The organism is Croceicoccus marinus (assembly GCF_001661675.2).
GTDB lineage: Bacteria > Pseudomonadota > Alphaproteobacteria > Sphingomonadales > Sphingomonadaceae > Croceicoccus > Croceicoccus marinus.
The window spans coordinates 1,970,796-1,982,706 of the sequence record NZ_CP019602.1 but is presented as its reverse complement, the minus strand read 5'-3'; the positions used below and the strand labels follow the sequence as shown (position 1 = coordinate 1,982,706).

The 11,911-nt window shown below is 67.0% G+C and carries 10 protein-coding genes; 6 read left to right on the top strand and 4 right to left on the bottom strand.

What is annotated here, in order from left to right; translation table 11 throughout:
- Positions 1-19: 19 nt before the first annotated feature.
- The gene (locus tag A9D14_RS09450; protein WP_066845681.1) at positions 20-1,063 is read left to right on the top strand and encodes a bifunctional transcriptional activator/DNA repair enzyme AdaA; all 1,044 of its coding nucleotides are present in this window, start codon (positions 20-22) and stop codon (positions 1,061-1,063) included.
- Here A9D14_RS09450 and A9D14_RS09445 read toward each other — a convergent pair.
- Genes A9D14_RS09445 through A9D14_RS09435 form a run of 3 tightly spaced genes read right to left on the bottom strand, consistent with a single transcriptional unit; the run spans position 1,060 to position 5,472 of the window.
- Positions 1,060-2,628 carry a cryptochrome/photolyase family protein gene (locus A9D14_RS09445; RefSeq protein WP_066845678.1) on the bottom strand — a complete coding sequence of 523 codons (1,569 nt, stop codon included), beginning with the start codon at positions 2,626-2,628 and terminating at the stop codon, positions 1,060-1,062. The two genes, A9D14_RS09450 and A9D14_RS09445, sit on opposite strands and share 4 nt — an antisense overlap.
- A gap of 19 nt (positions 2,629-2,647) precedes the next feature.
- A complete protein-coding gene (locus tag A9D14_RS09440; RefSeq protein WP_066845671.1) occupies positions 2,648-3,280 on the bottom strand; it encodes a glutathione S-transferase family protein in 633 nt (210 codons plus the stop codon).
- A 26-nt stretch (positions 3,281-3,306) separates the two neighbouring features.
- The gene (locus tag A9D14_RS09435; RefSeq protein ID WP_066848783.1) at positions 3,307-5,472 is read right to left on the bottom strand and encodes a primosomal protein N'; all 2,166 of its coding nucleotides are present in this window, start codon (positions 5,470-5,472) and stop codon (positions 3,307-3,309) included.
- Between the two features lie 72 nt (positions 5,473-5,544).
- Here A9D14_RS09435 and A9D14_RS09430 point away from each other — a divergent pair, with 72 nt between their 5' ends.
- The 4 genes from A9D14_RS09430 (at position 5,545) to cobT (ending at position 9,431) form a co-directional block, all read left to right on the top strand.
- The gene (locus A9D14_RS09430) at positions 5,545-6,240 is read left to right on the top strand and encodes a DUF4197 domain-containing protein (protein ID WP_066845670.1); all 696 of its coding nucleotides are present in this window, start codon (positions 5,545-5,547) and stop codon (positions 6,238-6,240) included.
- On the top strand, positions 6,237-6,764 hold the full coding sequence (locus tag A9D14_RS09425) for a hypothetical protein (RefSeq protein ID WP_066845669.1): 528 nt from the start codon (positions 6,237-6,239) through the stop codon (positions 6,762-6,764). The genes A9D14_RS09430 and A9D14_RS09425 overlap by 4 nt, the downstream gene beginning before the upstream one ends.
- Before the next feature lie 169 nt (positions 6,765-6,933).
- On the top strand, positions 6,934-7,587 hold the full coding sequence (gene fsa / locus A9D14_RS09420) for a fructose-6-phosphate aldolase (protein ID WP_066845666.1): 654 nt from the start codon (positions 6,934-6,936) through the stop codon (positions 7,585-7,587).
- 20 nt (positions 7,588-7,607) lie between these two features.
- Entirely contained in the window at positions 7,608-9,431 is a 1,824-nt protein-coding gene (gene cobT / locus A9D14_RS09415; RefSeq protein ID WP_066845662.1) for a cobaltochelatase subunit CobT, read from the top strand.
- 81 nt (positions 9,432-9,512) lie between these two features.
- On the opposite strand, the gene A9D14_RS09410 is transcribed toward cobT, so the two are convergent.
- Positions 9,513-10,022, bottom strand: a complete 510-nt coding sequence (locus A9D14_RS09410) for a TonB C-terminal domain-containing protein (protein WP_066845659.1) — start codon at positions 10,020-10,022, stop codon at positions 9,513-9,515.
- Between the two features lie 377 nt (positions 10,023-10,399).
- Between A9D14_RS09410 and cysS the strand changes: the two genes are divergently transcribed.
- Complete coding sequence (gene cysS / locus A9D14_RS09405; protein ID WP_066845656.1) at positions 10,400-11,884, top strand: cysteine--tRNA ligase; 1,485 nt, start codon at positions 10,400-10,402, stop codon at positions 11,882-11,884.
- Positions 11,885-11,911: the final 27 nt, after the last annotated feature.

Genomic DNA, 11,911 nt, shown 5'->3' with positions numbered 1-11,911 from the left:
AGCGGCTAGAACGGTTGCCATGACGCAGGCCCTGTCCCTCCCGCTGCCCGAAGCAGAAGCGCTGGCCGCCTTCGTGCGCCGTGACCGCAGCTATGACGGGCGCTTCGTGGTGGGGGTGCGCACGACCGGCATCTATTGCCGCCCCAGTTGCCCGGCGCGCAGGCCGAGGCCTGAGAACTTGGCGCTCTATCCCGATATTCCATCGGCGCAGGCGGCGGGGCTGCGTGCGTGCAAACGCTGCCTGCCCGACGATGCGATGCAGGACCGCGATGCAGTGCGCGCCGCATTGGATGCGATCAGCGGGCAGGGCGGTCCGGTGCCGATGTCTGTTCTGGCGGAGCGGACCGGCTACTCGCCCGACCACCTCGCAAGGATATTCCGCCGCGCGGTGGGCCTCAGCCCCGCCGGATATGGCCGCGCGCTGCGGCTGGAGCATGCGCGCGATGCGCTGGGAAAGGAAGCGAACGTGACCGATGCGATACTGGAGGCCGGTTATGAAACCCCTTCGCGCTTTTACGACGAGGCGAAGGACCGGCTGGGCATGACCCCCTCGGCCTGGCATCGCGGCGGGGAGGGGGTGACGATCCGCTGGGCGGCGGTGCCGACCCCGCTGGGCGACATGCTGGTCGCGGCGACGGACAAGGGCATCTGCCGCCTGTCGTTCGGCGAGGGCGTCGGTTCATTGGCCGCCCGTTTTCCCAATGCGGAACTGGTCGAGGGCGGCGAGGATTTCGCCGACTTGCTCACCCGCGTCATCGCCGAGGTCGAGGCCCCCGGCAGCGATCCCGACATCCCGCTCGACGTGAAGGGCACCGCCTTTCAGGAGCGGATCTGGGCCGAACTGCGCCACATCCCGCCCGGCGAAACGCGCAGCTATGCCCAGCTTGCGGCAGCGGCGGGCCATCCGAAAGCCGTGCGCGCGGCGGGCAGCGCCAATGGGGCGAACAATGTCGCGGTGCTGATCCCGTGCCACCGCGTCGTGCGGTCGGACGGCAGCGTCGGCGGCTATGCATACGGGCCCGAGATCAAGATCGCCCTGCTGGAGCGCGAAAAGCCCCGCTAGTCCCTCGCCCAGCCCTTGCTGGCGGGCACCAGCGCGTCCAGCACGTCCTTCGCGCTGTCCAGATATTCGCGCCGACGGTCTTCATCCATCCGGTCCCATGTCGTATAGACCCGCGCCACCCGGTTGTTGCTTTCCAGCAGCTTGCGGTTGCGCACCATGAAATCCCAGTAGAGCGGGTTGAACGGGCACGCCCCCTCGCCGGTCTTCTTCGACACCGAATAGCTGCACTTCCTGCAGTAATCCGACATCTTGTTGATGTAGTTCCCGCTCGACGCATAGGGCTTGGTCGCCAGCCGCCCCTTGTCGGCCCATAGCGCCATTGCCGCCACATTGGGCAGCTCGACCCATTCATAGGCGTCGGCATAGACCACCAGGAACCAGTCCTCGACCTCCTGCGGTTTCACCCCGGCGATCAACGCGAAATTGCCCAGCACCATCAGCCGCTGGATGTGGTGCGCATGCGCGTTATCCCGCGTCGAGCGCACCGCCTCGGCCATGCAGAGCATCTCGGTTTCGCCGGTCCAGTAGAATTCGGGCAGCGGGCGATGGGCGTCCAACGCGTTCGCCTCTGCCAGCTCGGGCATTTCCAGCCAGTACATACCGCGGATATATTCGCGCCAGCCGATGATCTGCCGGATGAAGCCCTCCACCGCATTGATCGGGGCCTTGCCGTCCGCCCACGCCTTTTCCGCGCGGCGGCAGCATTCGACCGGATCGAGCAGGCCCAGGTTGATCGATGTCGACAGCAGCGAGTGATAGAGGTCGTCCTCCCCCGTCACCATCGCATCCTGATAGGTGCCGAAATCGGGCAGGCGGTCGGCGACGAAGGCATCCAGCGCTTCTTCCGCCTGCGCCGCCGTCACCGGCCAGCCGAAATGATCGAGACTGCCGAAATGCGCGTCGAAGCGGCGCGCGACCATCGCGATCACCTCTTGCGTCACATCGTCGGGCGCGAACTTGGGCGCGGGCGGCGGGTCCATGTGCTTGTCGGGAGACGCGCGATTGTCGTGGTCATAGTTCCACTGCCCGCCCGCCGGCCCGGGACGCCCCGCGCCGTCCTCCATCAGCAGGCCGGTCTTGGCGCGCATCTGGCGATAGAAATTCTCCATCCGCAGCGTGCGCCGCCCCTGCGCCCAGCCGATGAATTCGGGGATCGAGCACAGGAAGCGGTCGTCGGGCAGGATCTCCAGCGGTACGGCAAGGGTGCCCTTCAGCCCCTGCAGCGCTTTCAGCACGCGCCATTCGCCCGGCTCGACGATGCGGATTTCGCGCGCATCGTGCCGCTCGACTGCGCGCGTGATCTCTCCGGTGAAGCTGCCGCTGTTCCCCTCGTCCTCCAGCGCGATGTAGTCGACCGTCCAGCCGCGTGTCCGCAGCTCGGCGGCGAAATGGCGCATGGCCGACAGGATCAGCGCGATCTTGGCCTTGTGGTGACGGACATAGGTCGTCTCCTCGGCGACCTCCATCATCAGCACGATGGCGTCCGCCTTGTCGCAGCCTTCCAGGCTGGCGAGCGAATGGGTCAGCTGGTCGCCGAGGACCGGTATCAGGACGGGGCCGGGCATTGTCGCTTGCGGCGCCGGCTCAGCTCAGCATCGGCTCCACGCCCGGTTCCGCTTTCTCGCGGGCTGATCGATAGGCCGGGCGTTCGCCGATGCGCCTCAGATAGGCGCGGGTCGCCGGATAATCGTCCAACGGAAACGGATGGAACGCGCGCCCGGTGGTCAGCGACCAGCTCATCATGATGTCCGCGGTGGTCAGCGCCTCGCCGCCGAAGAAGGGTGCATCGGCCAGCCGCTGTTCGATCATCGACCAGGCGCGCGCCTTCCGGTCCTTCATGAAATCGGGAATGGTGTCGACGCCCATGAAATGCGCCGAGATCTCGACATAGGAGATCGGCATCATCGACCCGTTGGCGAAATGGAACCAGAACAGATGCTCCGCGAAATCGGGGCTGTCGGGTGCGGGGCTCAGCCGCCCGCCGCCATGGCGCGCATCGATATAGTCGCAGATGGCCGCGCTTTCGCCCAGCACCAGCTCGCCATCGGTGATGACGGGCGCGACACCCATCGGGTGCAGCGCCTTGTACTGGTCGGGCGCCATCCGGTTGTCGCTGCGCCGTTCGTAGAGCTTGAGGTCATAGTCGAGGCCCAGTTCCTCGCACAGCCAGACGATGCGTTCGGATTGCGAGATGCGCAGATGATGGACGGTCAGCATGTCGTGTTCTCTCCCGGTTTGTTGCATCAGACGAAGCTGTAGGGGTCTATGTCCACCCCAACGCGCACGCTCTGCGGATGATCCAGCGGACCCAGCCATTCGCGGATCGTCTGCTGAAGGGCGGCGCTGCGCCGCGCATTGATCAAAAGGCGATAGCGATAGCGGCTGCGCAGCATCGACAGCGGCGCGGGCGCGGGGCCATAGACCGCGATATCGTCCAGCCGCGGCGCGCTGCCGCCGATCTTGCGCGCGGCTTCGGCGGCTTCGGCCTCGTCCTCGCTCGACACGATGATCGCGGCCCAGCGGCCGAAGGGCGGGGCGCCCGCGTTGCGGCGCGCATCGCTCTCGGCTTCATAGAACGCGTCGCGGTCGTAGGCGGCCAGCGCGGCGATGACGGGCGCTTCGGGATGGCGCGTTTGGATCAGCACCTCGCCGGCCTTCGCGGCGCGGCCCGCGCGGCCCGCGACCTGCGCGATCTGCTGATAGCTGCGTTCGGCGGCGCGCAGATCCCCGCCTTCAAGGCCGAGATCGGCATCGACCACGCCCACCAGCGTGAGTTCGGGGAAGTGATAACCCTTGGTGACAAGCTGCGTGCCGACGATCACGTCGATCTCTCCGGCTTGCGCGGCATCGACGAATTCGCCGATCTTGTCGGGGCTGGACAGAGTGTCGCTGGTGACGACGGCGGTGCGCGCGTCGGGGAAGATCTCCGCCACCTCGTCCGCGATCCGTTCGACACCGGGGCCGCAGGCGGCAAGGCAGTCCTTCTCGCCGCATTCGGGGCAGGCTTCGGGGCTGGCGACCTGATGTCCGCAATGGTGGCAGGCAAGGCGGCGGGTCAGACGGTGCTCGACCAGCCAGGCCGAGCAATTGGGGCACTGGAACCGGTAACCGCACTGGCGGCACAGGGTCAGCGGCGCATAGCCCCGGCGGTTGAGGAACAGCAGCGATTGTTCGCCCCGCTCCAGCCGCTCCTCCATCGCCTTGACCAGCGAGGGGGCGAGCCAGCGGCCACGCGGCGGGCTTTCCTCACGCAGATCGAGGATGCGGATATCGGGCAGGACCGCGCCGCCGAAACGGGCGGGCAGGTCGATTTTCTCGTACACCCCCGCCTCGGCCATCTGCAGGCTTTCCAGTGCAGGCGTCGCGCTGGCGAGGATGGCGGGGATGCGTTCGAACCGGGCGCGCATCACCGCCACGTCGCGTGCGTTATAGCGCACCCCGTCGTCCTGCTTGAAGCTGATCTCATGCGCCTCGTCCACGACGATCAGGCCAAGGTCGCGGAACGGCAGGAACAGCGCCGACCTTGCGCCCACCACCACGCTTGCGCCGCCTTCGGACACCTGCCTCCACGCGCGGCGGCGGTCGGACTGCTTCTGCGCGCTGTGCCAGACGGTGGGGGCCACGCCAAAGCGCGCCTCGAACCGTTTGAGGAAGTTCTGCGTCAGCGCGATCTCGGGCAGCAGCACCAGCACCTGCCGCCCCAGCCGCAGCGCCTCGGCCACGCCTTCGAAATAGGTCTCGGTCTTGCCCGATCCGGTCACGCCGTCGAGCAGCATGGGCGCGAACTTGCGCGCCTTGACCGCATCGACGAAGCGGTCGGCGGCTTCCTGCTGGCCGGGGGACAAATCGGGCGGCGCATGATCGGGGCGCGGCGCGGGGAAGGGGCGGTCGATCGCGACCTCCACCGCTTCGAGGCAGTCCGCGTTGACCAGCCCGCGCAGCACGGCTTCGGACACGCCCGCCAGATCGGCCAGTTCGCGGATCGTGCCCTGCTCGCCATCCAGCGCGGACAGAGCCGCGTCGCGCTGCGGGGTCATGCGCGGCGGCAGCGCGCCGGTCAGCCGGTATTCGGTGATCGTCCCGCCCCCGCGCAGCGCCGCGCTGGACGACAGCGCCATGCGCGCCACGCTCGCCATCGAGGCGATGTAGTAATCCGCGGTCCACTCGATCAGCCGGCGCAAGGGTGCGCGCAGCGGCGGCACGGGCAGCGCGCCCAGCAGCGGGCGCAGCCGCGCGTCCGGAACCTCGGTGCCGGGAAGTCGTTCGCTTTCCCACACGATGCCAGTCACCTGGCGCGGCCCCAATGGCGCGACGACGATGCTGCCCGGTTCCAGAGACATGCCGTCGGGCACGCGATAGTCGAGCGGCCCTAACGCGGCATTCATCACGAGGAGACGGACGCGGTTCATCTTGCGCCCCATATGGCGGCACGGACGCCCCGATGGAAGCATCGGATCATTTGGGTGAAGAAGGATTTGCATATGGATAAAGCCGTGACGCCGCCCGACACTATCGCCAGCCGCCGCCGTTTCCTGGGGCTGGCAGCCCTGGGCGCGGGTGCGCTGGCCTTGCCGGGCTGCGCCTCCTACGGCGGCTTTTCCTATACCGAGGCGATCCGGCGGCTGCTGACCATCGCATCGCAGGACGCGTTCGATCAATTGCTGGCACCGAACGGCTTCTATGACACGCAGCTGGCCCGGCTGACCGCGGACGATGTGTTCGGCGCTCGCTCGGGCGCGGTGGCGACGATCCTCGGCTCGCCGCTGATCCGCGACCGGATGCTGCGCGAGTTCAACCGGGTCGCGGCCGAGGGCGCCTATCGCGCCGCGCCGGTGGTGGCCGACACGATCCGCGTGATCGGCTTCCAGAACGCGGTCGCGCTGATAACGGGCGGACCGACCGCGGCCACCAGCTTCCTGCGCCAGAACATGGGGCAGCAACTGATCGAGGTGATGCTGCCCGAGATCGGCGACGCGCTGCAGGTGATCAACGATCCGGTGCTGGGTCCCGCCCTGTCCGAACTGGCGGGGGTGAACCTGTCGGGCGTCGCGACCTCGCTCACCCGCAATACCGAGGAAGTGATCTGGAACGCCATCGGCCGCGCCGAGACCGCGATCCGCGAGGATCCCTATGCCACCGACGATCCGCTGCTGATCGGCGCGTTCGGCCTGCGATGAGGCGGCTTGCGCTACCCGCGGCCGCGCTGCTGGCGCTGGCGGCCTGCGGCGACGAGCCCGCCGCGCCGACCGGAGAGCGAGACGGGCCAGGCGCGTCCGCGCCCGCCAGCACACCCGCAACCGCCCCGGCCACTGCGCCGGGGGCGGGGGGACCGCCCGACGGCACCTTCGCCCAGGCGCCCGATTGCGAGGCGCTGCCTGCCGAGGCTGCAGCGATCTGCCTGCGTCCCGTGCTGGCCGCGGGCGATCCCGAACCCGATCTTTCGGTCGAGAAGGCGCGGCTGGACGTCGACCGCGACGGCGCGCGCGACCTGATCCTGCGCCGCCGCAGCCGCAACGATTGCGGGCCGGGCGGCTGCGCCACTTTCGTGCTGTTCGACCGCGGCGGCCGCTTTGTGCTGGCCGACCCGCCGATCAATGCCGATGGCCCGGCGCAGCCATGCCTGAACGATGGCGAACCGGGCGTGCGTTTCCCGCAGGCGGGCGAGGACGCGAGCTGCATCGCGCTTTATCCGCGGCCCTGATCAATAACCGGCCTGATCGATAACCGGCCTGATTATCAGCGGGTCCGACAAGCTGCGCTTTCCGGGCTGGAGGCAGGAAGGGGTTCCTTCGTTCGCCGCACGCGCATATAGCCGGACAAAACGGAGGCGAATGAATCGCCGCCGATGCGCACCAGACTGGGAAGCCACGATGAAATTCTTCGCCGATACTGCCGATACCGCCGAAATCGCCGACCTGGCCGCGACGGGCCTGCTGGACGGTGTGACCACCAATCCCAGCCTGATCGCCAAGTCGGGCCGCGACTTCATGGAAGTCACGAAGGAAATCTGCGGCCTGACCGATGGCCCCGTCAGCGCCGAGGTCGTCGCTCTCGATCACGAGACGATGATGAAGGAGGCTGAGGTGCTGCGCAGGATCGCGGACAATGTCTGCATCAAGGTGCCGCTGACCATCGACGGCCTCAAGACCTGCCGCGCGCTGACCGGCGAAGGCACCATGGTCAATGTCACGCTGTGCTTCTCGGCCAACCAGGCGCTGCTGGCGGCGAAGGCGGGGGCGACCTATGTCTCGCCCTTTCTGGGCCGGCACGACGACAACGGCTTCGACGGTCTGTCGCTGATCGAGGATATCCGCCTGATCTATGACAATTACCTGTTCGAGACGCAGATCCTGGCCGCTTCGATCCGCCACCCCGTCCACGTGCTGGAATGCGCCAGGATCGGCGCCGACGTCGGCACCATGCCGCCCAAGGTGATCAAGGCGCTGGCCAATCACGTGCTGACCGACAAGGGGATCGAAGGCTTCATGGCCGACTGGGCCAAGACCGGCCAGTCGATCCTGTAAGCCGCGCGAAGGGCTGACGCTTGGCAGAGGAATCGAAGCTCGACCGTTTCCGCAATGCATTGACCGGCACGGCCCGCGCCGTCGCCGAAAATGCCGAGATCGAGGTCAGTTGGACATCGGACACACCCGCGCAGGTGGGCAATTCGGTGCGCGTTCCCATGCCCGGCCGCAAGCTGGAGGCCGGCCCCGTCGCCATCGCGCGCGGGGTGGCCGACAGCTTTGCCCTGAAGCAGCGGCATCATAACGCGCCGCTGCACAACCGGATGCGCCCGTCGGACCCGCTGGCGCGGCAGGCATTCGACGCGGTGGAGCAGGTGCGCTGGGAAGCCATCGGCGCGCGCGCGATGTCGGGCACGCGCGCCAACCTGGCCGCCGCGCTCGACAAGCGGCTGGCGGCCGATACGATCACCCGCGCCGAACGGGCCGAGGATGTGCCCATGGCCACCGCGCTCGCACTGATGCTGCGCGAACATCTGACGGGCGAGGCCATTCCCGAGGCCGCGCAGGACGGGCTGAACCTGCGGCGCGAGGCGATCCGTTCCGCCATCGGTGACGATTTCGACACGCTGGCCAGCGCGATCACCGACCAGCGCGCGTTCCAGAAGCTGTCGCTCGACATGCTGCGCCATCTGGAAATGGTGGAAAGCGAGCCGCAGCCCGACATGCCCGAGGACGAGGGCGACGAGGACGAGGGCAGCGAGAGCGAGCAGGACCAGGACCAGGACACGCCCGAGGAGCAGCCCTCGGACCAGCAGCAGAACCCGCTGGAAGCCGCCGCTCAGCCCGAGGACGGCGAGGGCGAGGACGGTGAGGACGACGGCGAGTTCGACGCCGACGGCGAATTCGATCCGGGCGAGGGCGACGAGGAGGGCATGATGCCCGTGCGCCCCAATCGCCCGTGGACCGAGCTGCCCGACGATTTCGACTACCGCGCCTTCACGACCGATTTCGACGAGATCACCGGCGCTTCCGAACTCTGCGACGAGGAAGAGCTGACGCGGCTGCGCACCTATCTGGATGCGCAGCTGAAGGGCCTGCAGGGCGTTGTGACCAAGCTGGCCAACCGGCTGCAGCGCCGGCTGATGGCGCAGCAGAACCGCAGCTGGGATTTCGACCAGGAGGAAGGCCTGCTCGATGCCGCGCGGCTAGCGCGCGTCGTGGTCAGCCCCGGCTCCTCGCTCAGCTACAAGATGGAGCGGGACCAGGAATTCAAGGACACGGTCGTCACCCTGCTGATCGACAATTCGGGTTCGATGCGCGGGCGCCCCATTTCCATCGCTGCGATCAGCGCCGACGTGCTGGCGCGCACGCTGGAACGCTGCGGCGTGAAGACCGAGATCCTGGGCTTCACCACCCGCGCGTGGAAGGGCGGGCAGAGCCGCGAGCAATGGCTGTCGAAGGGCAAGCCCGAAACGCCGGGCCGCCTCAACGATTTGCGCCACATCGTCTACAAGCAGGCGGACGAGCCATGGCGGCGCGCACGGCGCAACCTGGGCCTGATGATGCGCGAAGGGCTGCTGAAGGAAAACATCGACGGCGAGGCCTTGATGTGGGCCCATTCGCGCCTGCTCGCGCGGCCCGAGGATCGCCGGATCCTGATGGTGATCTCGGACGGTGCGCCGGTCGACGATTCGACATTGTCGGTGAACAGCGCGGGCTATCTGGAAGCGCATCTGCGCAAGGTGATCGAATGGATCGAGAAGAAGTCCCCGGTCGAGCTGATGGCGATCGGCATCGGCCACGACGTCACCCGCTATTACCGCCGCGCCGTCACCATCATGGATGCCGAACAGCTGGGCGGCACCATGATCGAGCAGCTGGCAGGCCTGTTCGAGGGCGACTGATCGCAGCCTGATGCAGAGGACTGCCCCGGAGGCAACGGGGGGGGGTGTTGCGACCGGGGCAGTCCCAAGGTGATGATCGCGCTATCCTGCGGGTGAGAGTCCCGCGGTAAGGGCGATCACCGTCCGGTCCGCCCTGCTGGAGGCCATACGTGCCTTTTCCATGTCCATCAGCCGGGCATTGAGCGTGCGATACGCAGTGTCGCTGTTGGCAGTTATGATGTTCGCCTGCACGGTGCGGCTATCACCCGCGTCGCTGGGAACATCGGGTATGTTGTCCAGCCGCTGGATCGACCGCATCGCCTGCCGGTCCAGCCACCTATCGCCCGACCGCCGGAACATCCGCGCGTTCACGGCCTTGCCGTCCTGCACCTCGAAGCGCACCTGCACGAGGGCGTCGGGCATGCCGGTGCGTGCCGAGGGCCTGATGCGAAGCAACTCGCGATCGAGACTCCGGGAAAGTTCGCTCGACCACTGTATGCTCGACATGTCGGCATCGACGAGGATGGGCGGATTCTTGCCCTTCTTGGCAAGGGTGGGCGCGGCTCCGGTCAGAAGTATTGCTGCGGCAACACAAGCTAATATCTTTTTCATTGGATCATCCTTTACTCTAAAGGCATGACCGGCCGACAGGCAAAATCGCTACCATGCGACCCCGTTTGATCTTTGCGATCGTGACGAGTGGTCGGTCTTGAACAATACCATACTGCTCAGTCCCGTAGCGCTTCTTGCGCTCGTGTTACAAACTGTCAAAGGCAATTGTTTCGGATAGCGTAATATTCTGCAACTTTGAAATAATTGTTGCAAATGGCGAATGGACAGCGATAGCGACCAAGCTTTTCTGCCGCGTCCGGCGCATATTGCGATGGCGGGCGCTTTGCGCTGCGCGCGCGAGTCGAAATTGCCCGAGGTGCCAATCGATCCGCCCGCCGCGCTTGACCTTGCCCCCGCCGCGCGTATGGCACCGCGCCATGACCAGCACCGCGCTCACCCTCTTCAACTCGCTGACCCGCAAGGCCGAGGTCTTCGCCCCCGTCCACGAAGGGGAGGCGCGCGTCTACAGCTGCGGGCCGACGGTCTACAACTACCCCCATATCGGCAACATGCGCGCCTATGTCTTCGCCGACATGCTGGGCCGGCTGCTGACGTGGAAGGGCTATCGGCTGACCCATGTCATCAACATCACCGACGTGGGGCATCTGACCGACGACGCCGACCAGGGCGAGGACAAGATGGAGAAAATGGCGGCCGCCCGCTCGCAATCCATCTGGGACATCGCGGAGCATTACACGCAGGCCTATTGGCAGGATGTCGCGGCGCTCAACATCCGCCAGCCGGCGCGCTGGACGATCGCGACCGACTATATCGACAGCATGATCGCCTTTGCCGAGCGGATTGCGCCGCAGCACTGCTACGAGCTCGACAGCGGGCTTTATTTCGACGTCTCGACCGTGGCCGATTACGGGCGGCTGGCGCGCGCGGTGACCGACGAGGGTGAAGGGCGCATCGAGGCGGTGGAGGGCAAGCGCAACGCCGCCGATTTCGCGATCTGGCGCAAGACCCCGGCGGGCGAGACGCGGCAGATGGAATGGGACAGCCCCTGGGGCCGCGGCGCTCCGGGCTGGCACCTGGAATGCTCGGTAATGAGCGGGGAGGTGCTGGGCTTTCCCTTCGACATCCACACCGGCGGCATCGACCACCGCGAGATTCACCACCCGAACGAGATCGCGCAGAACCAGGCGTTCTGCGGTTGCGGCGGGGAGTCGGCGATGAGCCTGGCTGATCCCGCCAATTCGGGCGCGCGCATCTGGATGCACAACAACTTCCTGGTCGAGCGGTCGGGCAAGATGAGCAAGTCCTCGGGCGAATTCCTGCGCCTGCAATTGCTGGTCGACAAGGGCTACCACCCGCTCGCCTATCGGATGCTGTGCCTGCAGGCGCATTACCGCAGCGAGCTGGAATTCAGCTGGGATGGCCTTGGCGCGGCTTTGGTGCGGCTCAAGCGGCTGCTGGCGGCTGCGCGCAATGTGATCGACGCGGTGGAGGACGGCGCGGCGCTGGCCGACGTGCAGGCGGCGGTGACGCATCCCAGGCTGGCCCCGCTGCTGGACAAGTTCGATGCCGCGCTGTCCGACGACCTCAACACCCCGGTCGCGCTGACCGTGCTGGAAGAAGCGGTGGCATTGAAGAAGGTCGACGCCGCGCAAATGGGCGCGCTGGTCGCCGCGATGATGTCCGCGCTCGGCCTCCCGCTGGCGGATCGCGAGGCCCTGCGCGTCGCGCCCAAGGGCGCGTCGATCACCGAGGACGAGATCGAGGACATCCTCGCCCGCCGCAAAGCCGCCCGCGCCGACAGGGATTTCGCCTTGTCGGACGCGCTGCGGGACGAACTTGCGGCGAAGGGGGTGGACGTCATGGACGGCGATCCGCTCGGCTGGGAGTGGCAGTTGGCCTAGTGCCTGCATCCGCAAATCGGTTGAACG